The sequence below is a fragment of the Thiovibrio sp. JS02 genome, assembly GCF_053485635.1.
The window spans coordinates 2,146,837-2,166,242 of the sequence record NZ_CM130715.1 but is presented as its reverse complement, the minus strand read 5'-3'; the positions used below and the strand labels follow the sequence as shown (position 1 = coordinate 2,166,242).

Sequence of the window (19,406 nt, the reverse complement as noted above, 5' to 3'; positions counted from 1 at the left end):
GAAAGAATGGTTAGGAGTAATGTGACTGAATGAATTACTTTTGGGCAAAAACAACCGCTGACGGTGCACCGGGTATCTCGGTTTACGAGCACATGATCAATGTGGGATGCGTGGCGCGCTGCATTGCGGAAGCCGCCCCGGAGTTACTGAAGCGTTTTGGATTGCTTTCATCACTTGTTGGGGCGCTGGCGGCTCTGCATGATCTGGGCAAGATTTCGCCCGGTTTTCAGCAAAAGTGTGAGCAATGGTTGATCGCAAACCACCTTGCAACGGCGGCTAAAAACGGGAATTGGGTCGGCGGAACAGAGACAGATCACGGGAGGGCGTCCCATGCGGCGATTCAGGACTTTTTGCTTGAGGTTGGTTGTGCGAGAAATGCTGCGATGCATATTGCTACTGTCCTCGGGGCACATCACGGAAGAATCAAGTTTCGACCGGAGCCTCGCGGCATCAGACCACCGCTGATTGCCCCGCTTTCCGAAGAACGAAGCGGTATCGATTGGCAGGCCGAGCGTCTCCTGTGCGCCGGCAAGGTGTGGGATTATTTCGGTGTTCAAGAAGCACCGGCAGGTCTTACCGAAGATGCCGTCGCCATCTGGTGGCTTGCCGGATTGACAACAGTGGCTGACTGGATCGGCTCCGATGAACGGTTCTTTTCGCCAATTGCCGAAAGTAACGACAGCGATCCTCTTGTTTGCGCCAAGGAGGCCATTGGCGCTATCGGTTTGATTCCTCCGGCCATAGTTCCCGGTCTGTCATTTGAGCAGCTTTTCGACTTCACTCCCAACGACATGCAGGCCAAGACCCTGGCCGCCATTACCGGTCCCGGTGTGTATGTTATCGAAGCACCCATGGGTATGGGCAAAACAGAAGCAGCTCTTGGTGCTGCTTATCAGTTGCTGGCGGCGGGTAAGGCCAGCGGCATTTACTTTGCCTTGCCGACCCAGGCCACCAGTAACCGTATCCATCTGCGCTTGAACGAGTTCCTGAATCGCATTGCGCCCACGTCAGGTGCCAGCCGTCTTATCCACGGTAATTCCTGGCTTATGAACAGTGAATTTCGTGAGTATCAACCTGCCAGGAACGCCTCAGAAAAAACGGAGAATGATGCCCGCAGCGGTCGGGATTGGTTTGCTTCAACCAAGCGGGCGTTGCTTGCTCCATTCGGTGTCGGCACGGTTGATCAGGCTCTGCTAGGCGTCGTGGCGGCCAAGCATTTTTTCGTCCGTCACTTTGCCTTGGCCGGCAAGGTGGTAATCATCGACGAAGTCCACTCCTACGATGTCTATACCGGGGCCTTGGTCGATATTTTGATCAAGATGCTTGAGCGGCTTGGTTGCACGGTAATCATTCTCTCCGCCACGCTGACCGGTAAACGCCGCACCCAAATACTTGCCAACTCGGAAGACTCGAATACACCGGAAACACAATCCTATCCACTGATAACTGGACGTACCGAGCAAAGCCCATTCCCACCTGTTTCCGCAACTCCACCCGCTTCAAAAAAAATCATGCTTGAGTTTGTCAAACCGGATACGGCGCTGGATGACGCCATTGCGGTTGCAAGCGCCGGTGGAACCGTAATTTGGATTTGCAATACCGTCGATGCGGCCCAGCAGCAGTTCCTACGCCTGCAACAACAGGCAGGTAGTCGTTTCAAGCTGGGCTTGCTGCATGCGCGCATGATTTTCAGCCATCGCGAGAAACGGGAAGAAGAATGGATGCAACGACTCGGCAAGGATGGCGCGAATCGCGGTGGTTCGATCCTGGTTTCAACACAGGTGGTTGAGCAGAGCGTTGACCTTGACGCCGACCTGCTGATTACCGAGCTGGCCCCGACCGATATGCTGCTGCAACGGCTTGGCCGGCTCTGGCGGCATGAGCGGGAAGGGAGGCCGGTAGCGGCGCCGCGTGTCTGCGTCATTGAAGAGGAAAAGATGCTGGGTGAACTCCTGGAAATGCCGCCAAAGGCCACTGTCAGCGCCCTGGGCGGCAAAGCCCGCGTTTATGCGCCGTACGTGCTGCTGCGTACGCTGGAGGTGTGGCAAAAACAAACGGACGGTATCACCATCCCGGGGCAGATACGCGAACTAATAGAACAAACCTATTGTGACCGGGACGATGAGCCGGAGTCGTGGCAACAGCTCTACAACGAATGGTTTGGCACCGACTCCGCCAAAAAGTTTAAAGCGCAGATGAGCACCAACATCTGGCAACCGGCGCTTAACGATCAGGAAGGCGTTCAGACAAGGCTCAACGAACTGCCGACAATCTCTCTGATCCTTTGTATGGAGCACTCGAAAGATCATGCGCACTGTGTCGATGGCTCGATAGCTCATTTCAACGGTGAATTCAGCTACGAAACCGCTCGGGCACTGCACAGGAATCTGGTCAGGATGTCGTTGCATCATTTCAAACCGTTGTCTGGCAAGGGGCCATTTGGTGAGTACCTGCACGAAGCGCATGTCGTCGGCATTGTAGGCGCCGATGGCATGGTTCAGGTCGATGGTCTGAAAGATGGGATTTCGTTGCGGTACACGGAAGAGTTGGGACTCGTAGTGAATAAATCCAGGTGAAGGAGGGGATATGAACGTTGCGTTTGACCCGTGGATACCGGTGGTGAATGCCAACGGCGAGCGGGAACTGGCAAGTCTTTGCAGCGTACTGGTCGAAGGCGAAGAGTATGTCGATCTGGCAGTACGGCCGCACGAACGGGTAGCGCTGATGCGGCTGTTTCTCTGCGTGGCCCACGCGGCTCTGGACGGACCGAAGGATTACGACGAATGGTGCGAGGTGCCGAAACGCTTGCCGGAGGCAGCGCGAGCCTATCTGGAAAAGTGGCGAGATGCGTTCGAGCTGTTTCATCCAACCAAGCCATGGTTACAGGTGGCTGATCTGAAACCGTCCAAAGAGAATGACGAAAAAGCGTTTACGCCGGTAGCAAAGCTTGATTTCGCTTTGGCAAGCGGAGCGGCATCCACCCTGTTCGATCACGATGGCACCAAAAATGCCGAAAGGACGTTCGAGACACATCAACTGGCATTGGGGTTGCTCTCAATTCAGAATTTTTCTACCTGTGGGCTGCTGTCTCGCCCTCTCTGGAAAGGAGTTGCAACACCCGATTCTGCTAAAGACGCGCCTTGCATTACTTCGTCCATGTATCATGTGTTTCTGGTGGGAAAAGATCTCATGGAAACGCTGTGCGTCAATCTCTGTGATTTTGACGAGTTGTCGCGGTTGATGAATGATTCGGACCATCAGCTTTGGTACGGAAAGCCTGTATGGGAACAAATGCCAAAAAGCCCTACGGAATCTGGCTCTACGGAAACAGTCCTCGGTCGGCTCGTTCCGATTTCAAGGGCAATCAAGTTGTTCGAAAACAGCTCCAAAATGCTGTACGGGGAAGGCTTACGTTATCCGATCTATCCAGATTTTCCACGAGAGTTCAACACCTCGGTTGTCAGCATAAAGACCAAAAAGAAAGAAGAGAGATTTTTGGTCGGGGCAAAACTCCATATTAGGCCCTGGCGGCAGTTGGACGCCATTCTTCAATATAACCTTCCATCCAAGACACTTTCCTGCGCCTTGAACCTTGGGCATTTGGACGAACAAGCCATTGATATTTGGGTGGGGGCATTAATCAGGAATCCCGGTAAGCAGGACATCTTGGACTCGGTTGAATCCCGATTTCATATTTCGAAGAAGTTCCGTACGGAGAGAGGCTGCACGACCTATTCTAATGAAGTTCAGAAGGCGCAATCAGTCGCCAGAATATTGGATGACGCAGTACAGCTTTATCGAAACGAATTGGATGTCAGCGATGGTAAGGGGCTTGGCTCATCGGTAGTAACGCATTTTTGGACATCCATTGAAAACAACCTGGGCATGCTCATGGGCATCGTTGAAGCTCTTGATACGGAAGAGTTTCCAACAGCCCAGGATAAATGGCGTTGCAGACTTTATAGCGCGGCCCGTGACGCATATGTAGTTGCCTGTGGCCAGGAGACACCTCGCCAGCGCCGGGCCTTTGCCAAAGGATGGCAAAAGCTGACCACAACAAAAGATGAACCGGAAACGGATAGCACAGAGAGCAAGGAGGTCAATCAATGAGCGCATTTCTGGAACGGCTCCGCAGGTTCAAGGAGGATCGCGGGATGATGGCGAACCTCCGTTGCATCCTTGTGGAGAGCAAGAAACATCGGGCCTGGCCCGTGCTCAGCCGTATCGGGGTTGAGGTTGGCAATGAAGCGGCCGCCTACGTGGCCGGTCTGTATGCCACGCATCCCGAGGAAATAGAGCAGGGTAACTTTGGTGCAACCTGCAAACGCATTGAACGGGAGCGGAATGAAAAGCGAAGCGACGACAACAAGCTCACTCCCACCGAGCGTCGCTTTCAGCAGATTCTGGCGTCCGACCGCCATGAGGTGTTCGAACGGATCATGCGCATGGTGAAGATGGCGAAATCGCACGGAGTGCCTGTCAATTACGCACAACTTGAAAAGGATCTCCATTACTGGTCCGACCGCACCAAGACGGAATGGGCTACGTCTTTCTGGACGCCGGGGGTCACCCCCGCCGAGGAGGGCGCATGAATTGGCTCGCCAGAGTGGACATAAGCGCAGAATCGGCACGTGCTGAGCGGATGTTCGACAACTACGCCTGGCACAGGAAGATTTGGGAGTGCTTTCCTAATATGCCCGATGCCAACCGAACTTTCCTTACTCGTATCGATCCATTGGAAGGCGCCTTCAGGGTTTGGGTGCTAGCCGCCGTAGAACCGGTATGCCCTGCGTGGTGCCCGGCGGAAAGTTTTGCTCTCAAGGAAATATCCCCCACGTTCCTGTCGCACCGCTATTACGCCTTCGACCTACGTGCCAACCCCACCAAGGCACTGGCACAACGGGATGAGCAGGGACAGCCCCTTATGACAGCAGCCGGCAAGCGTAAGCGGGGCAAGCGGGTGCCGCTGGTAAAGCCGGAAGAGTTGAAAGCGTGGCTGGTTCGCAAGGGGCAGGTGCGCTGTAGGGGCATGGCAACAAAGCAAGACATTCCGGGCGGCTTCCGCGTTGTCGAGGAGCATCCGCTGGATATCAGCCCGATGGTGGAGAGCTACTTCCGTAAAAAAGAACAGAATGCCTATCACGGCGGCGTCCAGTTTCGCGGCGTGCTGGAAGTAACCGACCGGGAGCATTTTATACAAACCTATCAAGCCGGAATTGGCAGCGCCAAGGGGTTTGGCTTCGGCCTTCTGCTGCTGGCTCCAGTCAATCTTTAACCACAACAACCAACTCAGCGAAAAGGAGATAACCGATTATGAAACACCTGGAACTGCACATCATTCAATCCGTACCCGTGGCCTGCCTTAATCGTGATGATCTCAACTCCCCGAAAACTGCCGTGTTCGGCGGCGTCCAGCGGGCGCGGGTTTCCAGCCAGTCGTGGAAGCGAGCTATCCGCGAACTGGCAAAAGAAATCGCTCCGGAACAGTTCAAGGGGGAGCGTACCCGCCTGATGTACGAGCCTCTTGTCAAGGCAATGAAGGGAGTCGGAACTTCTGATACCGACGCTGGCGACGGAGCACGGAAGATTGTCGATGAGCTGGTAAAGATCGATAAAAAATCAAAGGATAAAATAAAATCTACTACTCTTTATTTCATGTCGCCGCTGGAGTTGGAAACACTTGCCAAGGCATATGCTGAAACAAAGGATGCAAAGAAAGCGCTCAAGGCTGTTGATGCCAAGTCATTGAAGGACGCTGCCGATATTTCCATCTTTGGCCGCATGGTCGCCAATGACCATTCCCTGACCGTCGAGGCGTCCGCCATGTTCTCTCACGCCCTGTCTACCCACAAGGTCGATAACGAAATCGACTTCTTCTCGGCGGTGGATGATCTGCAACCCAAGGAGGAAGCGGGCGCTGGCATGACCAGCACCTTGGAGTTCAACTCTGCCACCTACTATCGTTTTGCCGCCCTCAACCTCGATATGCTTGCCGATGCCGAGCACTTGGGAAGCCTTGACAGCGCAGAGCGGCAGAATGTGGTGCGGACCTTCGTTGAGGCCACTATCAAGGCGGTGCCGTCGGCCCGTAAAAACACCATGAACGGCAACACCCTGCCCGTGTACGTGCTGGGTATTGTGCGGGAGAAAGGACACCCGATCCAGTTGGTCAACGCTTTTGAAACGCCGATGAAATCATCACAGGGTTACACCTCCAAATCGGTTGAACTGCTGAAGGATGAGTACGCGAAACTCAAGAATACCTGGGGCGTCGAGGCTGTCTTTGAGCAGGCCATACCAGAGGTTGGTTTTAAGAAATTCATCGACGGGATGGTGGCTCATGTCATCTGATAAATCCTTTCTGGCCCTGCGGCTGGAAGGGCCGCTCCAGGCATGGGGCTTCGACAGCCAGTACAACCGCCGCAACACCGGTTTGATGCCCACCAAGAGCGCAATTGCCGGCATGTGTTGCGCGGCGCTCGGCTATGGTCGTGGTACGAAACAGGAGCAGGAGTTTCTTGTTTCTTTCTCGAACGTGCGCATGACCGCTATTGCCATACCACGCATCATACACAAGAAGGACAAGCAGTATGAATTGCCGGTACGGCGGATGCAGGATTATCATACCGTTGGTGGTGGTTATAATCCGAATGATCCCAGGGTACGAGGCAGTATCACCGTTTCGGCCGAGGATGGTAAGCCAAGGGCAAAAAATGGCCAGGCGTTGGCGGTGCTGACCAATCGCCAATACTTGGTGGATGCTGGCTTTGGTGTAGTGTTGGAAGGTTCGACAGAATTGCTCGTGAAGATGGCCAGAGCACTGGAGAATCCGGTGTGGGGTCTATGGCTGGGGCGTAAGGCATGTATTCCCTCTGCGCCGGTCTTGGCTGGGTTGAGCTCTGAGCGGGACGAGGCTTTGAGCCTTCTCATTGGCACGAAACCGCTGGAATCCTTTACGAGGCAGGAGGAGGTGGAAAGCTTTGCCGAAGGGCGGGACAGTTTGCCTGATGTGGCGGTATCGTTTGTTACGAATCGGCGGGTGTTTTCGCCCCGTAGAGTGGTAACGAGACAAGCCGGGGAGAAGTAAATGAAAATCCGAAAGGACATACTGACATGAACCACGATCTTGGCGAAATCATCCTCTATCAGTCCGAAGACGGCACCAGCGCCCTTGATGTGCACCTCAAGGACGAGACTGTCTGGCTGTCCCGACAGCAAATGGCCGAATTGTTCGGCAGGGATTATAAAACTGTCTCGAAACACATCAACAATGTGTTTAACGATGGGGAATTGCGCAAGAAATCAGTTGTCGCAAATTTTGCGACAACTGGAAGCGACGGGAAAATATACCAGGTAGAGTATTACAACCTTGATGTTGTCATCTCGGTCGGCTACCGGGTCAACTCCAAACGCGGCACCCGATTCCGCATCTGGGCCACCCAAGTGCTGAAAGACCACCTGGTGCGGGGCTACACCCTCAACCGGCAACGGCTGGCCGAAAAGGGCGTTGCCGAACTGAAGCAGGCCATGGCCCTGCTGGCCACTACCCTGGAAAGCCACGAACTGGTCAGCGACGAGGGCCGGGCGGTGTTGGAGGTGGTGAGCCGCTATGCCCGCACCTGGCGGCTGCTGCTTGAGTACGATGAGGAGCGGCTGTCGGTTCCGGCGGCTCGGCAGGGGGTAAAGCCGGGTCTTGGGCTTGATGAGACCCGGCGGGCCATTGCCACTCTGAAAAAAGAGCTGGCGGTACGGGGTGAGGCCACTGAACTCTTCGGCCAGGAGCGGGGACACGGCCTTGCCGGCATTCTTGGTGCCATCGAGCAGAGCTTTGCCGGGCAGGATCTTTACCCAAGCGCCGAGGAAAAGGCGGCGCATCTTCTCTATTTCGTCATCAAGGATCACCCCTTCAGTGATGGCAACAAGCGAATCGGCTCGTTCCTCTTCGTGCTCTACCTGCGGCAGAACGGCCTTGCCGGTTTCGACAACCGTTCCCTGGTGGCCCTGGCCCTGCTCACCGCGGCCAGCGAACCGGGGCACAAGGAACTGCTGGTGCGGCTGATCGTGAATCTGATTGGAGAGGAAAGGGAATCATGAACGAACCGATCCTCCCGCCTCTCAAGCCCATCCCCATCAAGGACCGCATCTCAGTGGTCTATGTCGAAAGGGGCAATCTGGATGTCCTTGACGGCGCCTTTGTGGTAGTGGATGTGGCCGGGGTCCGCACCCACATTCCGGTGGGGTCCGTGGCCTGCCTGATGCTGGAGCCGGGGAGCCGGGTTTCCCATGCCGCGGTGACGCTCGCTGCCAGGGTCGGTTGCCTTCTGGTCTGGATCGGTGAGGCCGGCGTTCGCCTCTATGCCTCCGGCCAGCCGGGCGGCGCGCGGGCCGACCGTTTGCTGTATCAGGCAAAGCTGGCCCTGGACGACGCGGCCCGACTCAAGGTTGTTCGCAAGATGTACGAACTGCGCTTTGGCGAGAAGCCGCCTGAGCGGCGCAGCGTCGAGCAGTTGCGCGGCATCGAGGGCGCCAGGGTCCGCAAGATGTATGAGCTTTTGGCCCGGCAGTACCGGGTACCCTGGACGAGGCGCAATTATGACCATACCAGTTGGGGTAGCGGCGACACCCCGAATCGCTGTCTGAGTTCGGCTACCGCCTGCATTTATGGCATCTGCGAAGCGGCGATCCTGGCGGCCGGCTATGCCCCGGCGGTAGGTTTCATCCACACCGGCAAGCCGCAGTCTTTTGTGTACGACATCGGAGACATCTTCAAATTCGAAACCGTGGTGCCGGTGGCCTTTCGCATTGCCGCCAAAAATCCGGCGAATCCGGAAAGAGAGGTACGGCTTGCCTGTCGGGATGCGTTTCGGCAGAGCGGTTTGCTGAAACGTATCATCCCGACCATTGAGCAGGTCTTAGCTGCCGGTGAACTGCAACCGCCACGCCCCCACGAGGAGGCGGTGGAGGTTGCCATTCCGAACAAGGAGCAAATGGGTGATGCTGGTCATCGTGGTTGAAAACGTGCCGCCAAGGCTTAGGGGGCGTCTGGCGTTGTGGCTCTTGGAGATACGGGCTGGCGTCTATGTAGGCAAGGTTTCCCGCCGGGTTCGGGAGATGATCTGGAACAACGTGCGGGAGGGCGTTGGCGACGGAAATGCAGTGATGAGTTGGACAACCAACACGGAATCCGGTTTTGATTTTCTCACCATCGGCGCCAACCGCAGAATTCCGGTGGAAATGGATGGAGTGCGGCTCGTCTCTTTTTTGCCGGAGGCAGACATTGCAGGGTCGTCATATGATGAGCATAAAGAGTAGAGAGATTTTCGGTGGATTTTTGCTCTTTGAAAATTAAATAGAATTACAAGGATTTAAAGGAAGTGCGTTCCCCGCACTCGCGGGGATGAACCGTCCTTTAATCTTCTAACTCCTTATCATCGTAAGCGTTCCCCGCACTCGCGGGGATGAACCGGCCCATCCAGGGCGGTGGGTGTGTACGGTAAAGCGTTCCCCGCACTCGCGGGGATGAACCGAGAATGTCGGCAAGAAGAAAGAAACCCACTACGCGTTCCCCGCACTCGCGGGGATGAACCGGTAGAGGCAGTCTTTGCCGGTTATGGGGTGGCGCGTTCCCCGCACTCGCGGGGATGAACCGCTGGCAGCGGAGATTTTAACAACCCGGGCCAGGCGTTCCCCGCACTCGCGGGGATGAACCGTCGTGATCGATGACAATTATCTCACGGCGCAGGCGTTCCCCGCACTCGCGGGGATGAACCGCCGGGAACGGTTGCGCCATTATTTTACACCGGGCGTTCCCCGCACTCGCGGGGATGAACCGGTAGATGTTTTTGAAAGTCCATTACTAACTCTGCGTTCCCCGCACTCGCGGGGATGAACCGCAAGAGCAGGAGATCAGCGGGAAGGATGGTGGGCGTTCCCCGCACTCGCGGGGATGAACCGGTAGTTGTCCATGAAATGGTCCTTTATGCCGTGCGTTCCCCGCACTCGCGGGGATGAACCGTTGATTCCCCCCCACATATCGTGTCGGCCTTCGCGTTCCCCGCACTCGCGGGGATGAACCGATGGCATTTTCGTTTCTCCTTATTGTGGGGCCGCGTTCCCCGCACTCGCGGGGATGAACCGGTGGCGCTGGACGATTTCCGCCAACGGAACGCGCGTTCCCCGCACTCGCGGGGATGAACCGAAACAGATTGGGAAAGGATCGAGGTCGATTACGCGTTCCCCGCACTCGCGGGGATGAACCGGCCCGCGGATCATCGTTGATGATCATGGTGCGGCGTTCCCCGCACTCGCGGGGATGAACCGGTGCCAGCAGCAGCGGAAATCAAAAAAGGATAGCGTTCCCCGCACTCGCGGGGATGAACCGGAGACCACTGGCGCTTCATAGTATGAGGTCATGCGTTCCCCGCACTCGCGGGGATGAACCGTTCCCAAGCCCGTCAGGAGGTGATTATTTTCTGCGTTCCCCGCACTCGCGGGGATGAACCGGTCCGGTTCCTTTGCCAGCCAATCCCACCAAAGCGTTCCCCGCACTCGCGGGGATGAACCGTCGGCAGATCGCCGCCATATGGTGCGGCAATCGCGTTCCCCGCACTCGCGGGGATGAACCGGCCACCCTTTTCAATTCGTGCCATCAACGCCTGCGTTCCCCGCACTCGCGGGGATGAACCGATGTTCTGTGTTGCTTTGTCCTCATGGGTGAGGCGTTCCCCGCACTCGCGGGGATGAACCGCAGGTCTTCACAGATAATTATCCTCATGGCGTGCGTTCCCCGCACTCGCGGGGATGAACCGCCCATTTACAGATCCGCACCGGCCTCCCTCCGGCGTTCCCCGCACTCGCGGGGATGAACCGGTATCCCCGTTGATGGGGGCCTGTCAGTAACCGCGTTCCCCGCACTCGCGGGGATGAACCGTCCGGGGTGTAAAACGTGTTGTCTGCCAGCCGGCGTTCCCCGCACTCGCGGGGATGAACCGTACATGCAGCGCCTGTATGGCTACGGAATCACGCGTTCCCCGCACTCGCGGGGATGAACCGGAGGAAGTCCATGGGTTTCTGTGGGGTGTTGTGCGTTCCCCGCACTCGCGGGGATGAACCGCAGGTGGCGAGAAGTGCCCGGCCCGGTGGAAGGCGTTCCCCGCACTCGCGGGGATGAACCGCCGTCTCCCATCTGGGAAACAGGAGCAGCTTTGCGTTCCCCGCACTCGCGGGGATGAACCGGTGAAAGGGAATCTGGCCGGCTCGGCAACGGAGCGTTCCCCGCACTCGCGGGGATGAACCGTTCAGCACGGTTCTGCCGGAAGATCAACGGGCGCGTTCCCCGCACTCGCGGGGATGAACCGGCGGGATGGCGCAGGGGCCTTTCCTTGTGTGAGCGTTCCCCGCACTCGCGGGGATGAACCGCTCATGGAGGGCAAGCTCCAGGGCGCAGATCCGCGTTCCCCGCACTCGCGGGGATGAACCGTCTGGGATACCTGGCATCGAGATCTGGGAAGGGCGTTCCCCGCACTCGCGGGGATGAACCGTGGCTTCAAATGCTACTAACAAAAAGCTGGATGCGTTCCCCGCACTCGCGGGGATGAACCGGGAAGGGTCAAGCGCTTCCTCGTCCAGATCGCGCGTTCCCCGCACTCGCGGGGATGAACCGCTCGCCTCCCCTTCCCCCACCTACAGCCTGCAGCGTTCCCCGCACTCGCGGGGATGAACCGTTCGGGTCCGGTGTGGTAAAAAAATAATCGTGGCGTTCCCCGCACTCGCGGGGATGAACCGGCTCTTGGTGTTCGTATTCAGCAACAAAAGCTGCGTTCCCCGCACTCGCGGGGATGAACCGACTAATGGTGAAACCGGAGAGGAACTTACCCGGCGTTCCCCGCACTCGCGGGGATGAACCGAGACACTTATGGCAGTAGCTTCTTTGCCGGAGGCGTTCCCCGCACTCGCGGGGATGAACCGAACAGGATCGCGATGAAAATGCCTGATATTGCGCGTTCCCCGCACTCGCGGGGATGAACCTAAGGATGCGGCTGGTCGCCGTTTTCATCCCCAGCGTTCCCCGCACTCGCGGGGATGAACCGGCAACGTATACAGCGGTTGGGCGGGGTATTGAGCGTTCCCCGCACTCGCGGGGATGAACCGATGGTGTTTTTGGGTTTACTGTAAGGGGGGGAGCGTTCCCCGCACTCGCGGGGATGAACCGCAACAATTCTGCGTCTCCTAACGGATTCCCTGGCGTTCCCCGCACTCGCGGGGATGAACCGCCGTTGTCCTGCGTGTCGGCGCTGGCGAGCAGGCGTTCCCCGCACCCGTGAAGATGAACCCCGCGTTCCCGTCCTTCGCTGGCCCTTTGCTAAACAGAACCGCAACAAAGGTGATGCCCATGTTTGTCGATCTTTTTTTCTACCTGATTGGCGGGGGAGTTTTTTTGCTTCTTCTCTTCGGCGCCGAACTCCTTACCAGACGCTTTGTCAATTTTTTGCTTTACGGCGATTCCGCGGGGCCTTGCGCGTCTTCGATCGGCCGGTCCCCGGATTCCTGGGGCCGCGCCCCGCGCGTGGATTGAAATCCGTTCCGCCCTGCTTGAGGAACGATCGGTCAAGGGTTGGGCGGGAAGTTTTCGCCAAACTGACCGAGAACGCCGACCAGGCCGTACAGGAGGAATTTGAGGCCGAACAGGGCGAGGATGGCCGTGCTCCAGGATGGCTCTGAGAAGAACGGGCCGGTCAGGAGGAGACCGAGCAGTATCTGAAAAAGTGCCGTGATCATGGTTGCGCCATAATTCCTTTCAGGGAGAAAGCAGCGGGAATATAGGCCACCTTGCCCTGGCTTCGTCATTGCAGGCCAGAAGTGCCGCCATTGAGCGCCTCGCTGGAATCCATCCCCATGGAGATATCCATGGCGTCCCCTCTCTCTTCACCATCTGACCGTATTCACTTGGGCCGGGCCCCGCTGCACGGTGCGGTGGTACTCCACCGCCGGCTCGCCGAAGGCCATGGCGTAACCCAGGCTGTGGTCTTGCGGAATGCCGAGTTTGGCCGCCACTTCGGGGCAGGCGGCCAGGGCCATCATGCAGATGCCGTCCCAGACCGTGCCGACGCCTCTGGTGTGGGCGTAAAGCTGGAAGGTGGTCAGGGCGATGATGGTATCCTGGGCCGGGCAGGGCGCGGTCGCCGGGGCACTGGTGATGACGAGATGGGGCGCGCCCCGAAAGAGGATGTCCTTGCCTTCCTCCTGCCAGGCCTTGACGGTCCAGGCCAGATACTTGCCGGCCAGGCCGTCCGGCAGGCCGCCGGCCGCCCTCAGCCCGGCGAGCCCTGCTACCAGTTCCTCCCGCAGCTTGTGGAGTACGGTCCGCTCCTTTACCACGGTGAAGAGCACTGAACAGGCATTGACCCCGGTGGGCGCGTGGCAGGAGACTTCCAGCAGTTCGTCGATCAGGGCCGGGTCCAGATCCCGGTCATGGTAGCGGCGCACCGCCCGTCTGCCCTTGATCAGGGTGGCGAGGCCTGCCGGCGCCGGCAGATTGCCCCGCAGCGTCGTGCTCGCCCCGGGATCCCTGCCCAGGATGGAAACGGCCGCGGTCGGGCAGACGGCCAGGCAGTGCTGGCAGCGCAAACAGCCGGCTTCATTGCTGATTTTCGGATACGGGTCCAGGGCGATGACGCCGGCCGGGCAGTCCAGGGCGCATTCGCCGCACTGGATGCAACGTGTATCATCGATGCGAAAGTCAAGCATGCAAATCCTCCTCGTGTGGTGCTGGTTCAGTTTCTGGTCAGCGCCTCATGCACCTTGAAGGCGAGTTCCCTTTTCACGAAAGGCTTCGGGATAAACAGAACGCCCTTGTCGAGAATTCCCTGATGGGCGATGACGTCGGCCGGGTAGCCGGAGATGAACAGGCATTTCAGGCCGGAGCCATCGGCCCGCAGGCGGGCGGCCAGCTCGCCGCCGTTCATCTCCGGCATGATGACGTCGGTGATGAGCAGGCGGATATCGTCGCCGTGTTCGGCGGCAAGGCGGATCGCCTCGCCGGGCGTGGCCGCGCTCAACACCTTGTAGCCCAGGTCGGAGAGCAGGCTTCGGCCCAGGTTCATGACCATCGGCTCGTCCTCCACCAGCAGGACGGTTTGCCCGCTGCCCAGGGGGAGTTCCTTTTCCGGCCGGGATTCCGTTGCCGTTGCCTCGCCGTGGAAACGGGGCAGGAAAATCCTGAAGGTCGCGCCCTGGCCCGGCGCGCTTTCCACCGTGATGAAGCCCTTGTTCTGCCTGACGATGCCGTAGACCGTGGCCAGGCCCAGGCCGGTGCCCTTGCCCAGTTCCTTGGTGGTGAAGAAGGGCTCAAAAAGATTGGCCTGGGTTTCCTGGTCCATGCCGCTGCCGGTGTCGCGCACGCTGAGCAGCACGTATTCGCCGGGCACGCAGTCGTTGTGCGTCCCGCAAAAGGCATGGTCGATAATGACGTTTTCCGTTTTCAGGGTGATCGTGCCGACTCCGGCGATGGCATCCCTGGCGTTGACGCAGAAATTCGCCAGGATCTGGTCGATCTGGCTGGGGTCCATCCGTATCCGCCACAGGGACACGGCGGGAAGCCAGGCAAGTTCAATGGCCTCGCCGATCAGGCGGCGCAGCATCTTGAGGATCCCCTCCACGGTTTCGTTGAGGTCGAGGACCTGCGGGGCCACGATCTGTTTGCGGGCAAAGGCCAGCAGCTGCCTGATGAGATCGGCGGAGCGGCGGCCCGCCTTGGCGATCGCCTGGAGTTCGTCATGCAGGGGATCGGTGGGACCAAGTTTGTCCAGGGCCATTTCCGTATGGCCGAGGATCACGGAAAGCATGTTGTTGAAGTCATGGGCGACCCCGCCCGCCAGTCTGCCGATGGATTCCATCTTCTGCGCCTGACCCAGCTGCCCCCGCAGCCGTTCCCGTTCCTCCTCGGCCTGCTTGCGTTCGGTGATGTCCAGCGCCGTGCCGCGCAGGCCGGTGATGGTTCCCCGGGCGTCCCTCCTCGCTTCGCCGCGCGCCAGGATCCATCTCCGCGCGTCGTCCGGCCGTTTCCACTCCAGTTCCAGTTCGTAAGGTTCCCCTGTCTGCCTGGTCCTGGCCAGGGCCGCCTCCATGCCCCGGGCGCTCTCGGGGGTAAAGAGCCGCGCCAGTTCCGCAAGGGAGGGCGTGGGTCCGGCCGGGTCAATCTCCAGGATCCGGGCGAGTTCCTTGGACCAGACAGGGGTGTCCGCGGCCGCCTCCCATTCCCAGCTGCCGATGTGGGCCATGCGCTGGGCCTCCTCCAGGTGAGCCTCCCTTTCCCGCAGCATCGCCTGGCTTTTCGCCAGGCTGTCGGCCATCTCGTTGAAGGCCCTGGCCAGGGTCCCGAGTTCGTCGGGCTTCGCGGCCAGTTCGCTGCGGGCGTCCAGGCGGCCGAGGGCAAAGTCCCGGGTGGTGGCGACAAGGCTTTGGATGGGGGCGAGCAGGGTGCGTTTGCCGAGCAGCCAGGAGATCCCGAGGGCGAGTCCGGTGCAGAGCAGCATCAGCAGCAGATTCCTGGCCAGAGCCCCGTTGGCCGGCTTCAGAATGGTGGCTTCCGGGATGGCGGCCCAGACGTACATGTAGGGCGCGTTTTCCGGCGCGAGGCGGACCTGTTCGAAGGCAAAGATCCGGCGGATGCCGTCCGAGCCTTGGTCGATGAACTGGCCAGGGGTCATGCTTTTCCGGGCAATGTCCCAGTTTTCCCTCCGGATCGGCTTGCCGATGGGGTTGGTCTCTTTTTTGACGGGATGGTAAAAGAGGCGGATCCCCTGATGGTCGGTCACCGCCACGAAGGAGTTCGCCGGTAGCCGGGAAACATCGAAGAAGCCGGCCAGGCGGTTCAGCCGCAGGATCGCCGTCAGCACCCCCCTGATATTTCCCTTCTGGTCGAGCACGGGGTAGGAATAGGGGAAGACGGGCGTGTTCAAGCCTTCCCTGGTGACGATATACTCGCCGACGCTGAATTTTTTGGCGGAGACGGTGTCGCGGATATGCTTGCGGTCGGCCAGATTGATGCCGGTGACCAGTCTGTTCGAGGCGAGAACCTGCCCGGCGGGATCGGTGAGGGTGAGCCCGAGATATTCGGGGTTCTTCGCGGCCACGGCCTTGAAAAGAGCGCTGCTCGCCCGGGCGTCCAGCCGTTGGACCGCCGGGGTCTGGGCCAGGGTGGAGAGGGTCTGCCTGACCGAGACGGCGATGGCCTGCTGGGCCTCGGCCAGGCTGTGGGCGAGCAACTGGACGTCGTCCTCCGCCATCTGCAGGGAATGGCGGCGCTGTTCCATGCCGGTATAGAGGAGAATGAGCAGGGCCGGCAGAACCGAAAGCAGCACCAGGAATGCCAGCTTATTGCCAATGGAGAAGTTGAGAATTTTCATGCCAGGTTCTCCCGGGGCGGTCGCATGGAAAAGCCCGAGGGTTTGGGATTGGCGGTGGCGCGGCGGGAAAGTGCCCCGGTGCGCGGCTGCCCGGCTTGGGCATCGTCAGTCTATCACAATGGAAGGCGGTTGCAAAGAGGCGGTACTGCTTCCGCCCCGGCGGCCGCTGCTTCCGCCGGCACTACGCGGCCGGGCGCGGAATCAGCCGCTTGCGCTTGCCAACAGAGACTTACGCCTTGCCCGGCAGCAGATAGACGTCGAAGCGGCTGTTTCTGCCGTCGATGGTGAACCCGGGAGCGGGGCCGGTCAGGGGCGGGGCCAGACGGGGGCGTTTCACCACCACCCTTTTCGTGGCGACCGCGAGGGCGGCGGCCAGCAGGCTGTCGCTGTCTTCGTCGTCGCCGACCAGCAGGCGGACCAGGCGCATCTCTTTTTTCACCAGGGCGCTTTTGCCGCGATGCGGGTACATGGGGTCGAGGTAGACCACCTCCGGCCGTTCCCGCCGCCAGCCTGTCAACACGGCGAGGCCGTCGCCCACGCGCAGGGTCAGGTTGCCGGTGGCGATCCCGGCGAGGAGCGGATCCGCCGCCGCCCGGGCAAGGCCGTCCGCCAGCAGGGCGGCGACGATGGGGGAGCGCTCCACCAGATGCACCCTGCAGCCGAGGCTGGCCAGGATAAAGCCGTCACGGCCCAGGCCCGCGGTGACATCGAGGACGGAAAGCGCGGCGCCGCCCTTGAGGCCGACGGCCCGCGCCACCGCCTCCTTGCGGCTGCCGGAGTGACGGCGGCGGTAACTCAGGGCCTCGGCCGCGAAGTCGACAAAAAGGGGACCGGGGGCAGTCCTGCCGGTCTGCCGCAATTCCAGGCGTTTCGCGGTCAGGACCAGCAGGAGGGGGCAGGCGTCTTCCGCCGGGCCAACCAGGGGCAGGCCGAGCTGGCCGGCCAGGGCCCCGGCTTTGGCGGCAAGCCCTTCCTCGTCATAGCTCACCGCGACAGGCAGCAGGGGGCTGGGGATGGTCATGGCCGCAAGGCTCCCGGCCCCTGGTCGGCAACGCTTTTTCCCAGTGCACGATTTTCGAGAGATGGTATATTCATAGGGTTTTGGGCGCCGCCTTGCGCCAAATGCATACCGAACACATGGCAGAGAAGATAATGGATACCCAGCATAAAGCACAACCCAAAGTTGTCGCCATCATTCCGGCCCGTTACCATTCCAGCCGGTTTGAAGGCAAGCCCCTGGCCAGGATCGCGGGCAAGCCCATGATCCAGCATGTCTATGAGCGGGCCCGCGCCGTGGCCCTGCTTTCCAGGGTGGCGGTGGCCACCGACGACGCGCGCATCGCCGACTGCGTGCGCGCCTTCGGCGGGGAAGTGGTCATGACCCGGGCCGATCATGTCTCCGGCACCGACCGTCTGGCCGAGGCCGCCGGTCTGATGGGCATCGCCGAGCAGGACGTGGTGGTGAACATCCAGGGCGACCAGCCCCTTTTCGAGGCGGAGGTGATTTCCCAGGTGGCCTCGCCGCTCCTCGAGGACCCGTCCCTGCCCATGTCCACTTTAATCTACAAGATCGTCCGCCAGGAAGAGATCAACGATCCCAACCATGTGAAAACCGTCTTTGACAAGCACATGAACGCCCTCTATTTTTCGCGTTCGCCCATCCCCTTCCAGCGCAATCCGGAGGAGGCGGTGACGCCCACCTACTACAAGCACCTCGGCTTTTACGCCTACCGCAAGGGTTTTCTCCTCTCCTTTGTCGGGCTGCCGGAAGGGGAATGGGAGCGTTTTGAAAAGCTCGAACAGCTGCGCGCCCTGGAGTTCGGCTTCACCATCCGGGTGGTGCTCACCAGGCACGACTCCATCGAGGTGGATACTCCCAAGGACCTGGAGCGGGTGGAGGAGTTGATCCGGCGCAATTAAAAACCGCAACGCCATGGCGCAAAGGCGCGGATGCCGGCCCTTGCCCAAAGAGGGAAACGGCGATCCCGCTGGGTCGCCGCATAATTTTACAAGACCATCAAATGTGAGGAATAGACCATGCGAAGAAACAAAATAACCATCATCGGCGCCGGCAACGTCGGCGCCACCGCCGCCCATTGGGCCGCGAGCCGAGGTCTGGGCGATGTTCTGCTCCTGGATGTCGTGGAGGGCATTCCCCAGGGCAAGGCGCTCGATCTTTCGCAGGCCGGGCCGGTGGACGGCTTCTGCAACCGGGTCGCCGGCGCCAACGACTTTGCCGAGATGGCCGGTTCCGACGTGGTGATCATCACCGCGGGGTTGGCCAGAAAGCCCGGCATGAGCCGGGACGACCTCCTGGCCAAGAACGTGGCCATCGTCAAATCCTGCGCCGAGCAGGTGGCCAGATACGCCCCGGACTGCGTGCTCATCGTGGTCACCAACCCCATCGACGCCATGGTCTATACCGCCTTCAAGGTTTCCGGCTTCCCCAGGGAGCGGGTGATCGGCATGGCCGGCGTACTCGATTCGGCCCGTTACCGTACCTTCCTGGCCGAGGCCCTCGGCGTGGCGCCCCGGGACGTGAGCGCCATGGTCATGGGCATCCACGGCGACAACATGCTGCCGCTCGTCCGGCTGGCCAATGTTTCCGGCGTGCCGGTCAGCGACCTGCTCAGCCAGGAGGAGCTGGCCGCCATCGTCAAACGGACCCAGCACGGCGGCGCCGAGATCGTCAACCATCTCAAGACCGGCAGCGCCTTCTATACCCCGGGCCTGGCGGCGGTGGAGATGGCCGAGGCGGTGCTCACCGACAGCAAGCGGGTTTTGCCCTGCGCCGCCTATGTGGAGGGCGAATTCGGCTTTTCCGACTGCTTCCTCGGAGTGCCCGTGGTACTGGGCGACAGGGGAATGGAGCGGATCATCGAATTCAGGCTCAGCGACGAGGAGAAAAAGGCCATGGCCGAGTCCGAGGCGGCGGTGCGCAGGCAGATGGCCGCCACCGGCTTATGAGTTGCGCTCATTTTCCAGGGTTGGGAGGGCTTG

The 19,406-nt window shown here is 59.9% G+C and carries 15 protein-coding genes and 1 CRISPR repeat array; of the genes, 11 read left to right on the top strand and 4 right to left on the bottom strand.

Going from position 1 to position 19,406, the window contains the following annotated elements:
• Window positions 1-29: 29 nt before the first annotated feature.
• The 9 genes from cas3 to cas2e are packed head-to-tail and all read left to right on the top strand — an operon-like array spanning window position 30 to window position 9,312.
• Window positions 30-2,576 (top strand): CRISPR-associated helicase Cas3', encoded by a 2,547-nt coding sequence (gene cas3 / locus ACUUL3_RS09940; RefSeq protein WP_448550925.1) that lies wholly within the window; start codon window positions 30-32, stop codon window positions 2,574-2,576.
• 10 nt (window positions 2,577-2,586) lie between these two features.
• Complete coding sequence (casA, locus tag ACUUL3_RS09935) at window positions 2,587-4,110, top strand: type I-E CRISPR-associated protein Cse1/CasA (protein WP_448550923.1); 1,524 nt, start codon at window positions 2,587-2,589, stop codon at window positions 4,108-4,110.
• Entirely contained in the window at window positions 4,107-4,592 is a 486-nt protein-coding gene (gene casB, locus ACUUL3_RS09930; protein WP_448550921.1) for a type I-E CRISPR-associated protein Cse2/CasB, read from the top strand. The genes casA and casB overlap by 4 nt, the downstream gene beginning before the upstream one ends.
• The gene (cas6e, locus tag ACUUL3_RS09925; RefSeq protein ID WP_448550919.1) at window positions 4,589-5,275 is read left to right on the top strand and encodes a type I-E CRISPR-associated protein Cas6/Cse3/CasE; all 687 of its coding nucleotides are present in this window, start codon (window positions 4,589-4,591) and stop codon (window positions 5,273-5,275) included. The genes casB and cas6e overlap by 4 nt, the downstream gene beginning before the upstream one ends.
• Before the next feature lie 38 nt (window positions 5,276-5,313).
• The gene (gene cas7e, locus ACUUL3_RS09920; protein ID WP_448550915.1) at window positions 5,314-6,351 is read left to right on the top strand and encodes a type I-E CRISPR-associated protein Cas7/Cse4/CasC; all 1,038 of its coding nucleotides are present in this window, start codon (window positions 5,314-5,316) and stop codon (window positions 6,349-6,351) included.
• Complete coding sequence (gene cas5e, locus ACUUL3_RS09915) at window positions 6,341-7,087, top strand: type I-E CRISPR-associated protein Cas5/CasD (protein WP_448550913.1); 747 nt, start codon at window positions 6,341-6,343, stop codon at window positions 7,085-7,087. The genes cas7e and cas5e overlap by 11 nt, the downstream gene beginning before the upstream one ends.
• 26 nt (window positions 7,088-7,113) lie before the next feature.
• Complete coding sequence (gene rhuM, locus ACUUL3_RS09910) at window positions 7,114-8,094, top strand: RhuM family protein (protein WP_448550911.1); 981 nt, start codon at window positions 7,114-7,116, stop codon at window positions 8,092-8,094.
• A complete protein-coding gene (gene cas1e, locus ACUUL3_RS09905) occupies window positions 8,091-9,014 on the top strand; it encodes a type I-E CRISPR-associated endonuclease Cas1e (protein ID WP_448550909.1) in 924 nt (307 codons plus the stop codon). The genes rhuM and cas1e overlap by 4 nt, the downstream gene beginning before the upstream one ends.
• On the top strand, window positions 8,995-9,312 hold the full coding sequence (cas2e, locus tag ACUUL3_RS09900; protein ID WP_448556464.1) for a type I-E CRISPR-associated endoribonuclease Cas2e: 318 nt from the start codon (window positions 8,995-8,997) through the stop codon (window positions 9,310-9,312). Before cas1e ends, cas2e begins: the two co-directional genes overlap by 20 nt.
• Before the next feature lie 64 nt (window positions 9,313-9,376).
• Window positions 9,377-12,333: a CRISPR direct-repeat array (repeat unit 29 nt; unit sequence GCGTTCCCCGCACTCGCGGGGATGAACCG).
• 273 nt (window positions 12,334-12,606) lie between these two features.
• Here cas2e and ACUUL3_RS09895 read toward each other — a convergent pair.
• The 4 genes from ACUUL3_RS09895 to ACUUL3_RS09880 all read right to left on the bottom strand — a co-directional run bounded on the left by ACUUL3_RS09895 (window position 12,607) and on the right by ACUUL3_RS09880 (window position 17,427).
• Window positions 12,607-12,777 (bottom strand): hypothetical protein, encoded by a 171-nt coding sequence (locus ACUUL3_RS09895; protein WP_448550907.1) that lies wholly within the window; start codon window positions 12,775-12,777, stop codon window positions 12,607-12,609.
• A gap of 147 nt (window positions 12,778-12,924) precedes the next feature.
• Window positions 12,925-13,746 carry a nitroreductase family protein gene (locus ACUUL3_RS09890; RefSeq protein ID WP_448550905.1) on the bottom strand — a complete coding sequence of 274 codons (822 nt, stop codon included), beginning with the start codon at window positions 13,744-13,746 and terminating at the stop codon, window positions 12,925-12,927.
• A 26-nt stretch (window positions 13,747-13,772) separates the two neighbouring features.
• Entirely contained in the window at window positions 13,773-16,406 is a 2,634-nt protein-coding gene (locus ACUUL3_RS09885) for an ATP-binding protein (protein ID WP_448550904.1), read from the bottom strand.
• A 229-nt stretch (window positions 16,407-16,635) separates the two neighbouring features.
• A complete protein-coding gene (locus ACUUL3_RS09880) occupies window positions 16,636-17,427 on the bottom strand; it encodes a class I SAM-dependent methyltransferase (RefSeq protein ID WP_448550902.1) in 792 nt (263 codons plus the stop codon).
• A 116-nt stretch (window positions 17,428-17,543) separates the two neighbouring features.
• Here ACUUL3_RS09880 and kdsB point away from each other — a divergent pair, with 116 nt between their 5' ends.
• Both kdsB and mdh read left to right on the top strand, forming a co-directional pair.
• The gene (kdsB, locus tag ACUUL3_RS09875; protein ID WP_448550900.1) at window positions 17,544-18,326 is read left to right on the top strand and encodes a 3-deoxy-manno-octulosonate cytidylyltransferase; all 783 of its coding nucleotides are present in this window, start codon (window positions 17,544-17,546) and stop codon (window positions 18,324-18,326) included.
• 117 nt (window positions 18,327-18,443) lie between these two features.
• A complete protein-coding gene (mdh, locus tag ACUUL3_RS09870) occupies window positions 18,444-19,373 on the top strand; it encodes a malate dehydrogenase (RefSeq protein ID WP_448550898.1) in 930 nt (309 codons plus the stop codon).
• Window positions 19,374-19,406: the final 33 nt, after the last annotated feature.

What these genes read in the sequence shown, in the direction of transcription:
- cas6e (WP_448550919.1), top strand. Translation starts at nt 4,589, where the DNA reads ATGAATTGGCTCGCCAGAGTGGACATAAGCGCAGAATCGGCACGTGCT.
- kdsB (WP_448550900.1), top strand. Translation starts at nt 17,544, where the DNA reads ATGGCAGAGAAGATAATGGATACCCAGCATAAAGCACAACCCAAAGTT.
- cas7e (WP_448550915.1), top strand. Translation starts at nt 5,314, where the DNA reads ATGAAACACCTGGAACTGCACATCATTCAATCCGTACCCGTGGCCTGC.
- cas1e (WP_448550909.1), top strand. Translation starts at nt 8,091, where the DNA reads ATGAACGAACCGATCCTCCCGCCTCTCAAGCCCATCCCCATCAAGGAC.
- ACUUL3_RS09885 (WP_448550904.1), bottom strand. Translation starts at nt 16,406, where the DNA reads ATGAAAATTCTCAACTTCTCCATTGGCAATAAGCTGGCATTCCTGGTG.
- ACUUL3_RS09880 (WP_448550902.1), bottom strand. Translation starts at nt 17,427, where the DNA reads ATGACCATCCCCAGCCCCCTGCTGCCTGTCGCGGTGAGCTATGACGAG.
- casB (WP_448550921.1), top strand. Translation starts at nt 4,107, where the DNA reads ATGAGCGCATTTCTGGAACGGCTCCGCAGGTTCAAGGAGGATCGCGGG.
- cas5e (WP_448550913.1), top strand. Translation starts at nt 6,341, where the DNA reads ATGTCATCTGATAAATCCTTTCTGGCCCTGCGGCTGGAAGGGCCGCTC.
- ACUUL3_RS09890 (WP_448550905.1), bottom strand. Translation starts at nt 13,746, where the DNA reads ATGCTTGACTTTCGCATCGATGATACACGTTGCATCCAGTGCGGCGAA.
- ACUUL3_RS09895 (WP_448550907.1), bottom strand. Translation starts at nt 12,777, where the DNA reads ATGATCACGGCACTTTTTCAGATACTGCTCGGTCTCCTCCTGACCGGC.
- rhuM (WP_448550911.1), top strand. Translation starts at nt 7,114, where the DNA reads ATGAACCACGATCTTGGCGAAATCATCCTCTATCAGTCCGAAGACGGC.
- mdh (WP_448550898.1), top strand. Translation starts at nt 18,444, where the DNA reads ATGCGAAGAAACAAAATAACCATCATCGGCGCCGGCAACGTCGGCGCC.
- cas3 (WP_448550925.1), top strand. Translation starts at nt 30, where the DNA reads ATGAATTACTTTTGGGCAAAAACAACCGCTGACGGTGCACCGGGTATC.
- cas2e (WP_448556464.1), top strand. Translation starts at nt 8,995, where the DNA reads ATGCTGGTCATCGTGGTTGAAAACGTGCCGCCAAGGCTTAGGGGGCGT.
- casA (WP_448550923.1), top strand. Translation starts at nt 2,587, where the DNA reads ATGAACGTTGCGTTTGACCCGTGGATACCGGTGGTGAATGCCAACGGC.